This window comes from Amycolatopsis sp. NPDC057786 (genome assembly GCF_042797905.1).
GTDB lineage: Bacteria > Actinomycetota > Actinomycetes > Mycobacteriales > Pseudonocardiaceae > Amycolatopsis.
The window spans coordinates 43,687-60,345 of the sequence record NZ_JBHVKW010000008.1; the positions used below are offsets into that span (position 1 = coordinate 43,687).

Below are 16,659 nucleotides of genomic sequence, written 5' to 3' on the forward strand. Positions count from 1 at the left end.
GAAAGGTGGCAGTCGCGTGGTCGGCCTCGCGTTCCCAACTACGGGCGACACCCTGGCCGATCGATTGATCGACGGCGGTGAGATCGAACCGGACGTGTTCTGCGGGCTTGCTGGGCAGTATGTCGTCGCGGTGCTGACACTTGCGGGAGGACGGCTCGACCGGCCTTGCTGCCGCGGTTCGTTCTGTTCTGGAGTCCTGCTGACGGGCCGCGATGGGGTGGGCATCGCCCTTGTGCCTGATGTCGACCCTGCGACGACTCGATCAGCGATCAGGAAACTGGGCTCGTGCCTGCCGGCGGGCGGGTGGCTGGCCCTCTCACGGCGGCCGGCCGATCGGATAGTCGATGGTTACCGCGAGGCGCTCGACATCGTTCGCCTGCTGGAAGCGGGACGCAGGCCGGGTGGGACGTATCAGATGACGGACGTGCTGGTGGAGTACGCGGTCACCCGCGAGCAGGAGGTGGCCGAGCAGTTGGTGAGCATGATCAAGCCACTGCGCCAGTACCCGGTCCTGCGGGAGACACTGGTGGCGCTGGTCGATGCGGACCACAACCGGAATCAGGCGGCCAAGCTTCTGTTCGTGCATCGCAGCACCATCGACTATCGACTGGGCAAGATCGCCGAGATCACGGGCGTTGATCCGTTGACCGGGCGCGGCCTTCAGCAGCTCGCCATTGCACTGATCGCCGAGGCGTTTTGCGAGCCACCTTCCGATCGGTCCTTCGGCTGATTTTTCATAAAATGCGGATGGACTCTCGAGCGCGGTGCCCAATATTTTTGCCGCAACCCACCGCCGAGTGGTCGAATGGAGGGTTCGCTTCAAGTGAGAAAAACCAGAATGCTCAAATCAGGACGTCAGGTCCTGGCGGTGCTGGCGGCTGCGGCGCTGGCCGTGGTGCTGACACCGGCAGGTATCGCGAGTGCCGCCCAGCACTGCCATTTGGCAGCGGCGACGAACAAGTGGGGATGCAACGGCTCCGACGGTATCCGGGGTGACAGCGACGTCATCGGCGTCAAGCTCTTCACCGGCACCGACTACACGCGCGACTCGATGACGATCTGGGTTCCGCGGCCGTGTCCGGACGACGGCAACGTCAACTGGTTCATCTCGATCAAGGGCACCGCCTGGCAGAACAAGGTCCGCTCGGTGCAGGCCTGGGGCAACTGCTGGGCGTGGCTCTACACCACTGAGACGCACCGGGAGGGCCCCTACAAGGGCAACGACCCCGACGTCACTTACGTGGGCAACTACACCATGAAGATCGGCTTGAGCTGAAGGAGCACCAGATGAGCATCATGTCCACGAGGGCCACAATCCTCGCCGCGCTCGCACTGGCGATCTCGGCATCGCTGACCACCCTGACGGGTGTCGCCTCCGCCAACCACGCCGGCCAGCCGACGCGCCAGCAACTAATGAACAAATGTGCCGGAGCTGACTACTGCGAGTTCAAACCCCAGGGCGGCATGCAGGTGTTCGGCGGCCCCAACATGCTCGCGGGCAGCTCGACGAACTGCACCAACTTCAACCAGACCAGGGTTATCCGCTGGGAGTCGACGAGCGGCACCACGAACACGTTCGGCGTGGAGATCAGCGCCGGTGTCACACTCGGTGAGATCTTCGAGTTGTCGATCAAGTCGAGCTTCCAGCGCGAGTGGAGTTGGACGGACACCAAGGCGGACGAGATCCGCCAGGACGTGGGCAAGAAGTCCCGAGTCGACATCTACGCCCAGAAGCAGCAGACACGGGTGGACGGCCAGTGGGAGATCCACTTCGGCAGCCGCTATTACGGCCACTACTACTGGTTTGTGAACGGGTCTGTCACGGGCCAGACCAAGGGACAGCCGTGGCACACGACCGCCAGGCAGGTCAAGGCGAACTGCTGACTTCATGACGGCTCGGGCCTCCGGCGCTCCCTCCCTCGGCGCCGGAGGCCCCTACTTCCCTGGAAAGGCTTCACGTGTTCATCAGAACCTTGGCGGTCACGGTTGCCGCATTGCTGCTCGGAGCGGGAACGGCACATGCCCACGTGACCGCGCACATCCCTGACACCCCGCCGGAGAAGGGCGGTCACGGCACCATCGTCCTCCGCGTCCCCAACGAGGAAAGCGCTGCCACGGTACGGCTGGAGGTCGCGCTCGAACTCTCGTACGGCATCACGACCGCGCGCACGCGCCCCGTGGCCGGCTGGGACGCCTCGATCCGGCGCGGCGACGGAGGTGTGGTGATCGGTGTCGTGTGGACCGCACGCCCTGGATCCGAGATCGCCGGAGGAGACGAGCACTACGAGGACTTCGGCCTGACACTGGGCCCATTGCCCTCTGAGGCGCCATCGCTGACCCTGCCCACGACGCAGTTCCTGGCCGACGGTGGCACGGTGGCATGGGCTGGTCAGCCGGACAGTCCGGCCCCGGAGGTCCCGCTGGCAGAGCCATCCGCACGCGGTCACCACAGCTCCCGCACCGCTTCCACCTCCTCCGTCTCCTGGCTGATCCCTGCGGCATTGCTGGCCGCCGCACTCCTGCTGATCGCCGGCGGCGTGATCCTCGTCCGGCGCAGGGAGATCCCGTGAAACGTCTGCTGGCTTTCGTGTTCGTCCTGTTCTGCCTCGGATCGCCCACCGCGGTGGCGACTCCAGTGCTGAAGGACGCGAGCCCGCCGGTCGGCTCACGAGTGGCTGTTGCCCCTCAATACGTCCGGCTGACCTTCGACCGCCGGGTCTCCGGTGGCGGCCCGTACGAGATCGTCGTGACGAACGGCAGCGGGGAGGTGGTGACGGAGTCAATGATCGCGGTCGACGAGAAGGTCGTGACGGCTCCCTTACGAAAGCTGTCCGCCGGCGAGTATACGGTCGAGTACAGCGTGAAGCCGATGGACAATCGCGTCGTGACCGGCCAGTACCGGTTCACGGTCGGTTCGCCCGAGCCGCCGGTCTGGGTGTGGATTCTGTTGACGGCTTGCTGCGCGGGCGCGGTGCTGGTGGCATGGAGGCTGGCACGACGGTGACAGCGACAGTGTGGCGTCAGAGACAGGTGACGTTCAAGTGCCCTGTGCGGCGCTGGTCAGCTCGTGCACTGGATCGCGCTTCGAACTCAGTCCTTTGTGGACCGTCCTATGCCGGCATCTTCGCGACCCCGAACTCGAAGCGTTCGTCGAAGGACCGCTCGGCGAGAAACAGGAGCACGATTTTCAGCGCAGCCGCTCCCCGACAGCCAGGTCATCTGTCCCGGATCGGTCCGGCAGCGCCTGTTCCTCCTGGGTCGGCCAGAGGATGAAGTAGATCATGCCCCAGCCTGTCCACGCGGCCTCACGGGGTGATATCCCGCCATCCAGCAGCGTCGCGATGAGCGCCTCGGCCAGATCCAAGGTCGCCGGCGTCGCGTGCGTTGTGGGCGGCGGTGTTGAGGTTTCCAGGGTTTTGATGGCGATCGATGGCCAGGTGTGGTCGGGGTGTTCTTCGCCGGCCGCGGCGCCCGCATCCCGGCCAGGTGTGTCCTCGGGGCCGCCGCGACCGTGTTCACCTACGTGCTCGGCAGCGCGCTGAGCGAGCCGAGCACGATCCTGTTGACCAAGCGCCTGGTTCGTGAAGGGCGCGATGCGGAGACGGCACTGCGGGACGCGGTGACCGAGGCCTCGACGGGATCGGGCGCAGGCTCAGTTCGCCCTGAGCGAGGCGTGACTAGTCCGGGTCACTCTGAAGTCGCGCTGACGCTGTCCGATCCCGTCACGGAGACTTCCACTCGGCGTTGAAGTGATACTTGGTGATCGTGGACGTACCGATTGGTCTGTCGGGGTATTCCGTGACTTTCGGTGATCGTCGCGCAATGGGATTGATTCACCGCGCACCGTCACCAGTGGCAGTACGCGTTACTTCATTCGATGGGCGTCGATCGCGGGAATGGCGTAGTCGGAAGAACCTTCCGGGGTAGGTAAAACGCACATTTGCGCGATGATGCACGACACTGGTTGTGAACTGGGCGCTCAGGCACGATTTCCTCAGTGAACGAGAAACCCGACCAGCCTGGGAGCCTTTCGATGAAGAACGCTGTGACCGACAACGTCCGTTCGCTCTTCGCCGTCCGGGGGATCGACACCGCTTCCGCCGGGCGCCAGGTCGAGCTGGTGATCGACCGGTTCGACAACTGGTCCAACCGGCAGGGTGGGCAGGTCTTCAACTGTTTCACCACCTGTAGTGTCCCTCCGCCGCTGGCCGAAGCCAGCTGACGGGACCTCACCGGCCGTCGCTCGCGCCCCCGAACGCGAGCGGCGGCCGGTTTCGTGTGCGGGGCCGCGGCACGATGACGGAAAGCGACCGGGCCTCACCGTCAAGGATCCCTGCCTGCGGTTGACCATCGCGCAGGCCACCGCGCTGCTGGCCGGGCAGGGGTCGGGGCCGATGCCCGAGCAGGATGAGTTCGACGTCGTCCCGCAGCACGCCGGCCGCAAGAAGATCCAGGTCATCAAGGTCGTCTACCAGGACCTCGGCCTCGGGCTTGACCTGCGCGCAGCCACGGACCTCGTCAACGCGGTCCCCACGGCAGTACTGAAGCAGGTGTCCCGGCGAACCGCCGACGAGGCCAAGCGGAAGCTCGAGGCGGCCGGGGGCATCGTCCGCCTGACGCCCGAGGCCGGAGAACGTGCGACGCCGGAGCCGACCCGGGAATACACGCGGCGACCGCGTGCCTGACGATCCCCTCGCACGAGCAAGTTGCTGCGTCCGGGTGGGCGCTGCCGGGCCACGCGGCGATGCCGTGGCCCGGCACGGCCATCAATGCCTGCGCCTCCGTCGCCCTGAATGGGTCGAAACCTTCCCCCAGGTGATCTTCACGGAATCTGTCATTTAGCTCTGTGGGTACAGGTGCCAGTACTGCGCTCGCCAGGCGCCGCAGTCGATCTGTTGCAGGGACGTTCCCGGCCACGTGCTCCAGTCAGTGTCATCCAGGCACTTACCGCTCCTGAAGTTCACCAGCTGCACCATGTCCGTGGCCCCGACCTGCCTCGGCGTCCACAACTGCATCGGCCCGTTCCAGCAGTCGTACTGCTGGATGATCCCGCCTGGCCCGGTGTAGCCGTCACGCACCTCCAAGCATTTGCCGCTGTTGACGTTGACCACCCGGTAGTAGGATTCGCCCGCCGTGGACCACGCTGTGGACCAGCCGTAGTACTCGAACCGCCACCGCTCGGGGGTGCCGTTGTAGCAATTCCACTGCTGCACCCGCGCCCCCGACGACAGACTCCCGTAGGCCACGTCGACGCACAGGTGGCTGAAGTCGTTCTGGATGGTGTACGGCCCCGGTCCGACCGACTTCGCCGATGCCTGCGGTGCACCCCACGCGCAGACCGCGATCACCACTGCCAGTACCGAAAGAATTCTCCGCATCGTGCTCCTCCCTCTGATGACCCTGAGCAGGCACCACCGTGGCAGCCCCCGACTGCCAGGCCCAGAGGAGCGAGTCACTGAGTGACTCGCTCGGAAACGTTCACCCGGTCAGCGGCGACTCACACGGCATGGACGACCACACCGTTACTGGGCGCGTCCTCGCCGTTCTGGACGCCGTGGCCGCCCGCGAGCGCACATCCTTGGCCGGCCTGGCCCGCGACACCGGCATCCCCAAGCCGACCGCCCGCCGCATCGCCGCCGATCTGGTCATTCGAGGCCTGCTGCGACGTGTTCAAGGCGGCTATCAGCTGGGGGACCGGCTCATCTCACTCGGCGTGCGCGCCGCCGACCAGCGCAATATCAGACTGGCAACGGTCCCGCACGTGCACGACCTGCACACTCGGACCGGGCAGATCAGCTGGACCTTCATGCTCACTCCAACGGCCTTCACACTCCTCGATCTTGCGTTCGCTCCCCAGTGCGCTGCCGAGATCCGTCAGAATCCCTGGCCCACCGACTTCCGCAGCCGTGCGTTTGTCAACTCCGCCCTCGGACGCATTCTGCTCACCGATCGCCCCGAGCTCGCCGAACCACACCGGGGGACCTGCCCTCGCCTCGCCACCGCCGTCCAAGTCGTCCGCGACACCGGCATCGCCGTCGAGCATGAGCAAACACGACCCGGCTACAGTTGCCTCGCCGTTCATCTGCGCAGCCCCGACGGGACCCTCGTCGGAGCCCTCGGCGTCACCGGCCGCACCGGCATCTCCGCGTCCACACGCTTCACTCGCCCCCTGCTCGCCGCCGCCGAACAAGTCACCCGCGCACTCGGATGAGCATCGATGTCCTTTGTGGACCGTCGAAGGACGGTCCACGGCTGGGGGTGGGTATGTCTCGCGGGTCCAGTTCACCGTCGCCCAGGGAGATCGAGAACCGGACGTCGCCCGCGACCAGATCGGGGATGCTGCCGGAATCATCGCCGACCCTCGTCTGGGCGATCGGCAGCTTGGTCCTTGCCACCCTCCTGCTGAACACGGCCGGACCGCGAGACCCTGCTGCCCTGCTAGCGAAGATCGCACAGCTGTTGGCTGCTGAGTCCGACGGCCTGTGCGGATGAGCGATAGCCGACAATCCGGTCGAAGCAGTCCAGGGACCGGCGGTGATCGGGTAGAAACAGGGCATGCTGGGAGTAATCGGGTTCGTTCTGGCCATGCTGGGTGTCATCGTGGTGGTCGGTGCGATCAGTCACCGGCTGGGCTTGCCGGATCCGGTGTTACTGACCGTGGTCGGTCTCGTCTACGCCTTGTTGCCTGGTCCCAACCTGCATTTGGAGCCGGAGTTCGTGCTCGACGTGATCCTGCCGCCGTTGTTGTACAACGCGGCGCTCGGTTCGAGCCTGCTGGCGATCCGCAGCCGGTTGCGGTCGGTCGTGAGCTTGTCGGTGCTGCTTGTGCTGGTGACGGCGTTCGCTGTCGGCGGTTTGCTGACTTGGCTGGTTCCGGTGATCCCGCTCGCGGCGGCGGTGGCGCTGGGGGCCGCCGTCGCGCCGCCGGATCCTGTCGCGGCTTTGGCCGTCGGCCGCCGGGTCGGTTTGCCTGCGAAGCTGTCCACGCTGATCGAGGGGGAGGGGCTGCTCAACGACGCCACGGCGCTGACCGTCTACAAGATGGCGCTCGCCGTCGCGATCGGAGGCAGTTTCTCGTTCGGTGCCGCGACGGGCGAGTTCGCTCTCGCCACTTTCGGCGGGTTACTGGTCGGTGTGGTCGTGGCGTTCCTTGTCCGGCTGTCCCGCCGGGTCCTCACCGACCCGCTGTCGACGAACGCGGTGTCGCTGGCGACCCCGTTCGCCGCATACGTGCTCGGCGAGACGATCCACGGCTCGGGCGTACTCGCCGTCGTCGTGGCCGGCCTGATCGTCGGACACCAGAACCCCCGCCTGCAGACCGGGGCGAGCAGGCTGCAGACCGGTGCGGTGTGGAGTTTGGTCAATTTCCTGCTCGAAGGCTTCGTCTTCCTGCTCATCGGCCAGCAGTTGCCCGCAGTGATCGCCGGGCTCGGCAGCTACCCGGTCTCGTCGGTGATCGCGACCGCGGCCATCACCGTCGGCGCGGTCCTGCTGGTCCGGCCGCTGTGGTTGCTGGTCACTCAGCACGTCCCCCGCCGGTTGCACGCGCGTCTCGGCAGCGCGGCCGACGAGCCGGACGGTTCCCAGGAAATGCCGGACCGGGCACTGACGGGAAGGGAGGTCGTGGGGCTGAGCTGGGCGGGGACGCGTGGGGTCATCACGCTTGCGGCCGCCTTCGCGATCCCGGTCGTGACCGCCGACGGGACTCCGTTCCCCGCGCGTGACCTGCTGCTGTTCTCGGCGTTCCTGGTGGTTCTGGTGACCTTGGTGGGCCAGGGCGTGACATTCGGGCCGCTGCTGAAACGGCTCGGCCTGCGCGCCGATGTCCAGGACCAGGCCCGGCTCCGTAACCAGGCGCGCAGCGCCGCGGTGGACGCCGCGCTCGCGCGTCTGGATCAGCTCGTCGAAGAAGATGAACTACCGCCCGAGCCGGCCGCGGCGCTGCGGAAGAACCTTGAGACCAGGCAGCGGCGCTATCAGGTGCGGCTCGCCTACCTCGAGGATAATCCGGAGGGGCCGCGGTCGCCGGAGTACGAGGCCGCCGTCCATGCCCGGCACAGCGTTATCGAGGCCCAGCGCGAGGAGCTTCTCCGCTGGCGTGACGCGGGCCGTCTGCCCGATGCGAGCTTGCGGATCCTGCAGAGCGAGCTTGACCACGAGGAGAACACTTTGCTGCCGTCCTCGGGGCATTCGTGAGCGTCACCACCCGAGTGCGGTGATCCTGGCTTTCCCGGACGGGGGAGAGTGTGGTCATGAAGGTGGCGGTGACGTGGTTGTCGTCCATGGAGACCAAGACGCAACGATACGTTCCCGGGGATGCCGCCCCAGTCGTTCGGGACCGCGATCATCGGCGGCACGAAGTCCTTGCCTGGCAGAGATTTCTTAGGCGTTTCCGGGTCGCGGGCCATGGCACCGGGATGGTGGTCGTCGTCGAGCGCGATCGAAGAAGTCGGCCTTCTTCTGGAAGCAGGTCTCCTGTCCCGATTTCCGCGGGTCGGCCCTCGCTTGGGAATCAGTGCGAAGCCGGGAGGACTTCGGCGACGACGGTCGTCACGGCGACAGCCACCAGGGATGCCGGAATCCCGATGCGCCAGGCATTTGAACAAGTCGGACCTGAACCGATAGAGCGGTTCGGTGGCACGGGATGTTGCGGGCACGACGACCTCCCGGATTGATGGCTCATCAATCCATCAAGCGTCAGTCCGAGCGACCGTCCCTCAGGCGAAGTAGCGCAGCCACACGTACACCCAGGCCATCGCGGTGCTGAGCACGGTGACGACGATGCCGTACTTGGTGAACTGCCAGAAGGTGATGCGATGACCCGACCTCGCGGCGATGCCGAGTGCGACGACGTTGGCGCTGGCCGCGACGGCGGTTCCGTTGCCGCCGAAGTCCGCGCCGAGGGCGAAGGACCACCAGAGGGCTTGACCGGTCTGCGGATCGGGGATGTCGGTGACCATCCCTTCGACGATCGGGGTCATTGTCGCCACGTAAGGAATGTTGTCGAAGAAGGCGCCCAGGACACTGGAGCCGAACAGAAGTGCGGTGGCGGCAAGGAAGTAGTTGCCCGCGAAGCTCTGTACAGCCCAGGTGCCGATGGTTTCGATGACGCCGGTGTGCACGAGGCCGGCGACCATCACGAACAGCCCCATGAAGAACACCAGAGTGCGCCATTCGACTTCGCGCAGGACATCGCCGACGTCGGCCTTGGTGACCAGGAGCATCAGGCCGGCCCCGACGAGGGCGATGACCGCAGGGTCGAGGTGGAGGACGGCGTGCAGGCTGAAACCCGCCACGACGAGGGTGAATACCGCCAGGCAGCGGCGGAGCATGGCGGGGTCGGTGATGGCGCGGCGTTCCTGCAATGCCATCACCGCGGCGACGCGTTCGGGGTTGTACTGGAACGATTTGCGGAAAAGCACGCGCGTCATCAACACGAAGACCGCGAAGACGATGACCACGATCGGGGTCATGTGGACGAGGAAGTCGGTGAAGGTGAGACCGGCGCGACTGCCGATGATGATGTTGGGCGGGTCACCGATGAGGGTGGCGGCGCCCCCGATGTTGGAGGCCAGCACTTCGGCGATCAGATAGGGCTGGGCGGGGATCCGCAGCCGGTTGCACAGCACGATGGTCACCGGCGCGACGAGCATGATCGTGGTGACGTTGTCCAGGAATGGCGATGCGATCGCGGTGATGCCCATCAACATCACCATCAGGCGGTAGGGCTTGCCGCGGGCCTTCTTGGCCGACCAGATGGCGAGGTAGTCGAAGATTCCGGTCTGTTTGACTATGCCGACGATGATCATCATGCCGAACAGCAGGAAGATGACGTTCCAGTCGATCCCGGCGTGTTCGGAGTAGAACACCTCGGCACCGGGCGCGAGCTGCAGGACGGCCATCAGTGCCGAGGCGATCAGCACGACCTTGACCTTGTCGGCCTTCTCGGTGGCGATGAAGTAGAAGGCGACCAGGAAGATCGCGAGGGCGAGAATGGCGCTCATCGGCCGTATCCCGGTGGCCCGGCCTGGCCGGTGGTGACATGGCACGTGCCCGAGTGGCGAGCCGGTGATGACGAACAGGCGACAAGCGGGCGCACTGGATCGACCTTTCACAGGGAGACGGACTGAGCCACCTGGGCCGGGAAGTTCGGGGATGGAGGGCGGCCTGGCTAGTCGCCGATGCCGAAGACTGCGAGGCTGGTGACCAGTCGCTCGAGGGTGACGGCGCCGAGCAGGACGCCGTGGTGGTCGACGACAGCGACGAGGGGGCTGTGCTGGCGGGCCATGAGAGCAGCGATCTCCAGCAAGGTGGCGTCAGCACGCACGATCACCGGTTTGACCGCGCGGGCGGGGGCGCAGTCGCCCACGGTCAGGTTGCCCAGCTCCTGCCAGAACTGGTCGGCGTGTTCTTCGTCGACGGCGCGGACGAGGGCGGGATCGTCCTGATAGGACCCGGGTACCGCGAGACGGAGCACCTGGGTGCCCGGCAGCACCATCCGGGGGCGGGACAGGTGGTCGACGACGATCAGACCCGGCAGTCTGCTGACCGCCATCACCCGGATCGCCTGTGCCACCGGATCGTCCGCGGTGACCGTCGGCACGGTGATCGCGATATCGCTGGCGCGCATGGAATCCACCCGTTCGCCGTCGGTTCCGGTGCTGACACCGTCTGTCGGCGTTCCACAGGTCTGAGGGCCGGCAACCACGGGTCTCACCTCGGTTTCCTGAGTCGTCGGTGCGTTGACGGCCATAGTCTTTGCGGAAACCCCGCCCGGCACTATCGGGCTCAGCACCCATTTGGGGTGGGGGGCGACATGTACGCCGAGTTGGGTGCTGGCCCGGATGGACACGCCCTCAGCGGCCAGGCAATCTGGCTGATACGGATCGACGACGAGCGGGGAGGACGGAACACCATGTCCCTGTTCTGGCGGATCTTCCTGCTCAACGCTGTTGTTCTACTGGCCGCGATGGTGCTGCTCCTGCTAGGCCCGGTCACCGTGTCGACCCCGGTGCTGTTCACCGAGGCGGTGATCGTGACCGGAGGGCTCGTCGCCATGCTGATCGCCAACGCCGTGCTGCTCAGAGTCGGGCTCGCCCCGCTGAAGCGGCTCACCCGGGCCATGACCACTACGGATCTACTGCGTCCCGGCCCACGGACCGCGGTGACCGGGCACGGTGGGATCGCCGATCTGATCGAGACGTTCAACAGCATGCTTGACCGGTTGGAGGCCGAACGGGGCCTCAGCGCCGCCCGCGCCCTCACCGCACAGGAGGACGAGCGACGCCGAGTCGCCCAGGAACTGCACGACGAAGTGGGCCAGACCCTCACCGCGGTCCTGCTGGAACTCAAACGAGTCGCCGACCACGCACCCGCACCGGTGCGCGACGAATTACGGCAAGTGCAGGAGACCACCCGAGGCAGTCTCGACGAGATCCGGCGGATCGCCCGGCGGCTGCGCCCCGGCGACCTGGAACAGCTCGGACTGATCAGCGCGCTGAAGGCGCTGACCACGGAGATCTCCGGACACAGCGGTCTCACCGTGCGTCGCCGGTTCGACTCCGACCTGCCCGCACTGGGGGAGGAGGCCGAACTGGTCGTGTACCGGGTCGCACAGGAGGCCATCACCAACACCGCGCGCCACGCCGGCGCCAGGCATCTCGAACTCGTCCTCAGCCGGACCCCGACTGGCGTGCACCTGCGCATCCGCGACGACGGCCGGGGATTCGGCACGATGTCGGAGGGGGCCGGGATCCGTGGCATGCGTGAACGCGCCCTGCTGATCGGTGCCGAGCTCGCCGTCGGCTCCAGCCCGCAGGGCGGCGCCGAGGTCCGCCTGCATGTACCCACCAGGAGTCGCTGACCATGCCATCGCCCACCCGAGTGCTGCTGGCCGACGACCACTCCCTGGTCAGACGGGGAGTCCGGCTGATCCTCGACAGCGAGCCGGATCTGATCGTGGTCGCCGAGGCGGGCGATGGTGCCGAGGCGATCGAGCGGGCCCGTGCCGACCGGCCCGACCTGGCGATTCTGGACATCGCGATGCCACGGCTGACCGGTCTCCAGGCGGCGCGGGAGCTCTCTCGACTACAGCCAGACCTACGGATCCTGATCCTGACCATGTATGACAACGAGCAGTACTTCTTCGAGGCGCTCAAAGCAGGTGCGTCGGGCTACGTGCTCAAGTCGGTTGCGGACCGGGACCTGGTGGAGGCCTGCCGGGCCGCCATGCGCGGCGAACCGTTCCTGTACCCCGGTGCGGTCAACGCCCTCATCCGTAACTACCTCGACCGTGCCCGCGACGGCTCCGAGCTGCCCGCTAAGGCCATCACCGACCGGGAAGAGGAGATTCTCAAACTCGTCGCGGAAGGCCACTCCTCCAAGGAAATCGCCGATCTCCTTGTCATCAGCGTCAAGACCGTCGAACGGCACCGGGCCAATCTCCTGCACAAACTCGGGCTGAAGGACCGGCTCGAGCTCACCCGATACGCCATCCGCGCGGGGCTCATCGAACCGTGAACGGAGGTCACTCGTGGACGAATGGGTCATCTGGCTGATCTTCGCCGTGATTCTCGGGGTCGCGGAGATCTTCAGTGTGACCGCCGCGCTCGGGGTGCTCGGCGGCGCCGCGCTCGTCACCGCGGGAGCGGCCGTCGCTGGGCTGCCGCTGACCCTCCAGCTTCTGGTGTTCACTGTCGTCTCCACCATCGGTGTGGTCCTGATCCGCCCGATCGCCTTGCGTCACTTGCAACGCCCTCAACATGCCCAATTCGGCTTCGACGCCTTGATCGGACAATCGGCGACCGTCCTCCAGGAAGTGTCCGAGATGGAGGGACGGGTCCGGCTTGCCGGCGAGGAATGGACCGCCCGTGCCTACGACCCGACGCTCGTGATTCCCGCGGGGGCGATCGTGGACGTCATGGAGGTCAAAGGAAGCACAGTCCTCGTCTACCCCAGGGAGGAACCATGGAAATCTCCGCCGCCTTGATCGCGATGCTGCTGGTCGCTCTGCTCGCCGTGATCACCGTGTTCCGCGCCGTGCGCATCGTTCCGCAAGCGCGTGCCCGCAACGTGGAACGGCTCGGCCGCTACCACCGGACCCTGGCGCCGGGGCTCAGCTTCGTCATCCCTTACATCGACCGCGTCTACCCGAAGATCGATCTTCGCGAGCAGGTCGTGTCGTTCCAGCCCCAGCCGGTGATCACCGAGGACAACCTCGTCGTCGAGATCGACACCGTGCTCTACTTCCAGGTCACCGACCCGCGCGCCGCAGCCTACGAGATCGCCAGTTTCCTGCAGGCCGTCGAACAGCTCACCGTGACGACCCTGCGCAACGTCGTCGGCTCCATGGACCTCGAGCGCACGCTGACCTCCCGCGACACCATCAATAGCCAACTGCGGGGCGTCCTCGACGACGCCACCGGCAAATGGGGGCTGCGAGTGAACCGGGTGGAAATCAAGGCCATCGATCCGCCGGCGACCATCAAGGACGCCATGGAGAAGCAGATGCGCGCCGAACGCGCCAAGCGCGCCGCGATCCTCGCGGCCGAAGGGCAGCGGCAGTCCCAGATCCTCACCGCCGAGGGGGACAAGCAAGCCGCCGTGCTGCGCGCCGAGGGCAACCGGACCGCCGAGATCCTCAAAGCCGAAGGCGAGGCACGCGCCATCGACCAGGTCTTCCAAGCCGTCCACCGCAACGACCCCGACCCGAAACTGCTCGCCTATCAGTACCTGCAAACCCTGCCCCAACTCGCCCAAGGAGAAGGGAACACCTTCTTCGTCATACCCAGCGAAGTCACCACCGCCCTCCAGAGCGTCTCCCGCGCCTTCGCCGAGAACCTCCCCCGGTCCCCGGCCACCAAAGACGTGGCACCCGCCGACGATCCAGCCGTGAAAGCCGAGGACGACGCCGCACAAGCAGCCGAAGGCGTCGCCGCCGCCCTTGCCGCCGCAGCCGAGGCTGACGCCCGGACATCCTGACGGCGGTCACCCGCGAGCTTTCTGTGCCTTGGCCATGACCGCCTCGATGCCGTCGACGAAATGAACGGCGCCTCGGGGAGCCCAGCCCTCGGAAGCTTTCCGTTCCAGCCGTCCGTCATGTCGAAGACGGGACGGACGACGAGCCGGACGGTTGAAGGAAATGCCGGACCGGATTCGACGGGCAGAGACGTCGTGGGCTGAGCTGGGTGGGTACGCGCGGGGTGACCACGCTCCCAGCAGCGGGCGCTATCAGGTCGGCTGTCCATGCCCGGGCAGCGTCATCGAGGCCAGTGCGGGGAGCTTCTCCGCTGGCGTGATGGCGGCACGGTGGCCGGGCCGGTCTCGACGTCCTGGAGACCGGGTGGACCCCGCCGCCGCAGGCGATGGGGCGGGCACGGACAGCGTTCGCCGAGGTCGTGGACGATCCCGGCCCGGGGCTGGACGTCGAACGCGACCACTGCACCGTCCACGGAACCGGCGTGCAGGTGAGGCTGGGTAAGGACGGGCTCTGGTATCCGTACCGGGATCAGTGGCCCGCCGGTCCTGCGGGCCGCTTGCCCGATGCGAGCTCGCGGATCCTGCAGAGCGAGCTTGACCACGAGGAGAACACCTGGATGCCGTCAGCGGGGCACTGGTGAGCCGTCACCGGCCGAGTGCGGTGATCATGGCTCTTTCCAGGACGGGGGAGAGTGTGGTCATGAAGGTGGCGGTGACGTGGTTGTCGTCCATGTAGACCAGGACGTTCCCGACGACAGGGCGGCATAGGCTGCGTCCGCAGAAGTAGTCGCTGAAATCGAGCAACATCACGTTCCCCGGGATGTCGCGGGAGGCGTACGGCGGCGGTTCGGCGAGTAATTTGTTGCGGGGCACGCTGCACTCGGCGGCTTTGGCTCCGTGGGCGTCGATGCAGGCCGGAGGAGAGAAGCCTGGGCGGGGGCTGTCGCGGATGGCCATGACCGGGATGCCCGCGCGGTCGAGGACCTTCCACTGGTCGATGAAGCCTTGCGGAGTCTGCTCGGTCAGGCCCGGGCGGACGTCGCGAGTGGAGAGGGTGAGCACGGCATCAGGGCGGAGTGCCAGGATTTCCTTCTGTGCAGCGGAGTTCCACGCGAGGCAGCCGGGGTCGCCCGGCATCGCGTCCGAGGTGGTGGAGAACGGGCACGCGCCTTTGAGCATGAACGTGATCCGGTAGCCGTTCTTCTCCGCCAAGGGTTTGAGCGCGGCGAGGTACTGCTGCATGTGCGAGTCGCCGACCGCGACGATCGTCTTCGCCGGGGCGCCCTCCGGGCCGGATGTGCAGACCTCGAGGATCTTGTCGAACCGGGACGGCCGCAATCCGCACCGGGGATGCCGCCCCAGTCGTTCGGGACCGCGATCATCGGCGGCACGAAGTCCTTGCCTGGCAGAGGTTTCTTCGGTGTCTCCGGATCGCGGGCCATCGCACCGGGATGGTGGTCGTCGTCGAGCGCGATCGAGAAGTCGGCCTTCTTGATACTCACCAACTGCCAGGTTCCGGCGACCAGCGGGACTGGAATCAGCGCGATCACTCCGAACCGGTAGGCGCCCCAGTGAGTCCGGTCTCCCACGCTGGAGGCTCGTAACGGCTGTTCGACGAAGTGGTAGGTGGCGGCGGCCAGCGCTGAGGCTTGATCGGCGCGACGGTCTGGCTGACGGTATCGCCGCCAGGGCGGGCCGTTACGTTTTCGTCCTCAACGCGCATGGGCGAGTGGTCGCGGTCGATTTCCTCGACCCGGCGGCCCCGCGCCTGCGCGATCGATCGGAGGCGACGGGTGGCCCTGGCCAGCACCCGCGTGGTTAACGCCTCCGTGTTGATGCCGAATGGTGTGCCCGACTCGACCGGGGTCAGCATGTCTGTGATCAGAGCGGTGGCGAGTGGGAGCAGTTCCTGCGTCCGCAGCGTGACGATCGTCCAGTTGTCGTCGTCGGCGGCGACGTGGCGGCGGCAGGTGAACGTGCCCCAGGCGACGTGACGGCGTTCGTCGGTTGCGATGTGCTGGATGATTTTTCCGAGGCCGGGGAAGATCCCGTGGCTCTGGCAGATCTTTCCCCACGCGGCGTAGCACGTCAGGGCAAGACTGCCCTCGACGATGTGGTTGTGGGTCACAGAGGCCCGGATCTGGGCGGCCGGCGAGTGGTCGTCGGTGAGGGCGTACAGCGACCAGGACAGCTCTTCCAGGAAAATGCGGCGCCGGAAGGCCCCGCTCTCGGCGAACCAGGGCAGGTCGTCGCCGATCCCGACCGCCTCGAACCACGTGCGGATCGCTTGCGCGTGCTTGGCCTCCTCGAACAGAAGCTGCGTGAGGTAGGCCTCGTCGTCTCGTCGGCCCTCGGCGGCTACCGCGGTCACGAACGGCTGAAGGTCCTGGTGCACCGATTCGCTGGCGGCCAGCAGGTTCGCGATGAGAACGCGGATCAGGCGTCGTTCGTCGGCGGGCAGCATCGCGAAGTCGGCCTCGTCCTGGGTAAGGTCGATGTCGTCTGGGTTCCAGAACCCCGCGTTACCATCGCGAAATAGCCGCCGTGGGACCGTGTCGGGCCGCTGACCGGCACGCGAATTTCCGCCCGGCTCATGGTGGTGGCCGGGCTCGATCTCACGGGTGAGGGACATGACCACTCCAGATGTTCGGGGGACCGGCGCCGCCAGGATCACCCGTCCGG

General features: G+C 66.5%; 21 protein-coding genes. 15 read left to right on the forward strand and 6 right to left on the reverse strand.

Annotation, left to right across the window (positions count from 1 at the left end; all coding sequences use genetic code 11):
* Positions 1–16 precede the first annotated feature (16 nt).
* The 5 genes from ACFVM3_RS07960 (at position 17) to ACFVM3_RS07980 (ending at position 3,004) form a co-directional block, all read left to right on the forward strand.
* Positions 17–730, forward strand: coding sequence for a PucR family transcriptional regulator (locus ACFVM3_RS07960; RefSeq protein ID WP_378436685.1), 714 nt, complete (start codon positions 17–19; stop codon positions 728–730).
* A gap of 108 nt (positions 731–838) precedes the next feature.
* Entirely contained in the window at positions 839–1,276 is a 438-nt protein-coding gene (locus tag ACFVM3_RS07965) for a hypothetical protein (protein ID WP_378436687.1), read from the forward strand.
* A gap of 11 nt (positions 1,277–1,287) precedes the next feature.
* Entirely contained in the window at positions 1,288–1,884 is a 597-nt protein-coding gene (locus ACFVM3_RS07970) for a hypothetical protein (protein WP_378436689.1), read from the forward strand.
* Between the two features lie 89 nt (positions 1,885–1,973).
* Positions 1,974–2,570, forward strand: a complete 597-nt coding sequence (locus ACFVM3_RS07975; RefSeq protein WP_378436690.1) for a DUF1775 domain-containing protein — start codon at positions 1,974–1,976, stop codon at positions 2,568–2,570.
* The gene (locus ACFVM3_RS07980) at positions 2,567–3,004 is read left to right on the forward strand and encodes a copper resistance protein CopC (protein WP_378436692.1); all 438 of its coding nucleotides are present in this window, start codon (positions 2,567–2,569) and stop codon (positions 3,002–3,004) included. Before ACFVM3_RS07975 ends, ACFVM3_RS07980 begins: the two co-directional genes overlap by 4 nt.
* 183 nt (positions 3,005–3,187) lie before the next feature.
* Here the strand turns inward: ACFVM3_RS07980 and ACFVM3_RS07985 are convergent, their stop codons facing one another.
* Positions 3,188–3,364, reverse strand: coding sequence for a hypothetical protein (locus tag ACFVM3_RS07985; RefSeq protein WP_378436694.1), 177 nt, complete (start codon positions 3,362–3,364; stop codon positions 3,188–3,190).
* A gap of 84 nt (positions 3,365–3,448) precedes the next feature.
* Between ACFVM3_RS07985 and ACFVM3_RS07990 the strand changes: the two genes are divergently transcribed.
* The 3 genes from ACFVM3_RS07990 (at position 3,449) to ACFVM3_RS08000 (ending at position 4,685) form a co-directional block, all read left to right on the forward strand.
* Positions 3,449–3,748, forward strand: coding sequence for a hypothetical protein (locus ACFVM3_RS07990; RefSeq protein ID WP_378436696.1), 300 nt, complete (start codon positions 3,449–3,451; stop codon positions 3,746–3,748).
* A 285-nt stretch (positions 3,749–4,033) separates the two neighbouring features.
* A complete protein-coding gene (locus tag ACFVM3_RS07995; RefSeq protein ID WP_378436698.1) occupies positions 4,034–4,222 on the forward strand; it encodes a hypothetical protein in 189 nt (62 codons plus the stop codon).
* Between the two features lie 121 nt (positions 4,223–4,343).
* The gene (locus ACFVM3_RS08000) at positions 4,344–4,685 is read left to right on the forward strand and encodes a ribosomal protein bL12 (RefSeq protein WP_378436700.1); all 342 of its coding nucleotides are present in this window, start codon (positions 4,344–4,346) and stop codon (positions 4,683–4,685) included.
* A 153-nt stretch (positions 4,686–4,838) separates the two neighbouring features.
* On the opposite strand, the gene ACFVM3_RS08005 is transcribed toward ACFVM3_RS08000, so the two are convergent.
* Positions 4,839–5,378: an RICIN domain-containing protein gene (locus tag ACFVM3_RS08005; protein ID WP_378436702.1), complete on the reverse strand. Its 540-nt coding sequence runs from the start codon at positions 5,376–5,378 to the stop codon at positions 4,839–4,841.
* A gap of 128 nt (positions 5,379–5,506) precedes the next feature.
* On the opposite strand from ACFVM3_RS08005, the gene ACFVM3_RS08010 reads away from it, so the two are divergent.
* Positions 5,507–6,211 carry a helix-turn-helix domain-containing protein gene (locus tag ACFVM3_RS08010; protein ID WP_378436704.1) on the forward strand — a complete coding sequence of 235 codons (705 nt, stop codon included), beginning with the start codon at positions 5,507–5,509 and terminating at the stop codon, positions 6,209–6,211.
* Between the two features lie 344 nt (positions 6,212–6,555).
* The gene (locus ACFVM3_RS08015) at positions 6,556–8,196 is read left to right on the forward strand and encodes a Na+/H+ antiporter (protein WP_378436706.1); all 1,641 of its coding nucleotides are present in this window, start codon (positions 6,556–6,558) and stop codon (positions 8,194–8,196) included.
* Positions 8,197–8,717: 521 nt separating this feature from the next.
* On the opposite strand, the gene ACFVM3_RS08020 is transcribed toward ACFVM3_RS08015, so the two are convergent.
* Complete coding sequence (locus tag ACFVM3_RS08020; protein ID WP_378436708.1) at positions 8,718–10,004, reverse strand: SLC13 family permease; 1,287 nt, start codon at positions 10,002–10,004, stop codon at positions 8,718–8,720.
* 167 nt (positions 10,005–10,171) lie between these two features.
* Positions 10,172–10,630, reverse strand: a complete 459-nt coding sequence (locus ACFVM3_RS08025; RefSeq protein WP_378436710.1) for a CBS domain-containing protein — start codon at positions 10,628–10,630, stop codon at positions 10,172–10,174.
* A 285-nt stretch (positions 10,631–10,915) separates the two neighbouring features.
* Here ACFVM3_RS08025 and ACFVM3_RS08030 point away from each other — a divergent pair, with 285 nt between their 5' ends.
* The 5 genes from ACFVM3_RS08030 (at position 10,916) to ACFVM3_RS08050 (ending at position 14,618) form a co-directional block, all read left to right on the forward strand.
* Positions 10,916–11,863, forward strand: coding sequence for a HAMP domain-containing sensor histidine kinase (locus ACFVM3_RS08030; RefSeq protein ID WP_378436711.1), 948 nt, complete (start codon positions 10,916–10,918; stop codon positions 11,861–11,863).
* A 2-nt stretch (positions 11,864–11,865) separates the two neighbouring features.
* On the forward strand, positions 11,866–12,519 hold the full coding sequence (locus ACFVM3_RS08035; RefSeq protein ID WP_378436713.1) for a response regulator: 654 nt from the start codon (positions 11,866–11,868) through the stop codon (positions 12,517–12,519).
* Between the two features lie 13 nt (positions 12,520–12,532).
* Positions 12,533–12,988, forward strand: coding sequence for an NfeD family protein (locus tag ACFVM3_RS08040; RefSeq protein WP_378436714.1), 456 nt, complete (start codon positions 12,533–12,535; stop codon positions 12,986–12,988).
* Between the two features lie 5 nt (positions 12,989–12,993).
* Positions 12,994–13,980 carry an SPFH domain-containing protein gene (locus tag ACFVM3_RS08045; protein WP_378436846.1) on the forward strand — a complete coding sequence of 329 codons (987 nt, stop codon included), beginning with the start codon at positions 12,994–12,996 and terminating at the stop codon, positions 13,978–13,980.
* Between the two features lie 383 nt (positions 13,981–14,363).
* Positions 14,364–14,618, forward strand: a complete 255-nt coding sequence (locus tag ACFVM3_RS08050) for a hypothetical protein (RefSeq protein ID WP_378436716.1) — start codon at positions 14,364–14,366, stop codon at positions 14,616–14,618.
* A gap of 4 nt (positions 14,619–14,622) precedes the next feature.
* Here the strand turns inward: ACFVM3_RS08050 and ACFVM3_RS08055 are convergent, their stop codons facing one another.
* Both ACFVM3_RS08055 and ACFVM3_RS08060 read right to left on the reverse strand, forming a co-directional pair.
* Positions 14,623–15,315 (reverse strand): SGNH hydrolase domain-containing protein, encoded by a 693-nt coding sequence (locus tag ACFVM3_RS08055; RefSeq protein ID WP_378436718.1) that lies wholly within the window; start codon positions 15,313–15,315, stop codon positions 14,623–14,625.
* A gap of 208 nt (positions 15,316–15,523) precedes the next feature.
* Positions 15,524–16,609 carry a R2-like ligand-binding oxidase gene (locus ACFVM3_RS08060; RefSeq protein WP_378436719.1) on the reverse strand — a complete coding sequence of 362 codons (1,086 nt, stop codon included), beginning with the start codon at positions 16,607–16,609 and terminating at the stop codon, positions 15,524–15,526.
* Positions 16,610–16,659 lie beyond the last annotated feature (50 nt).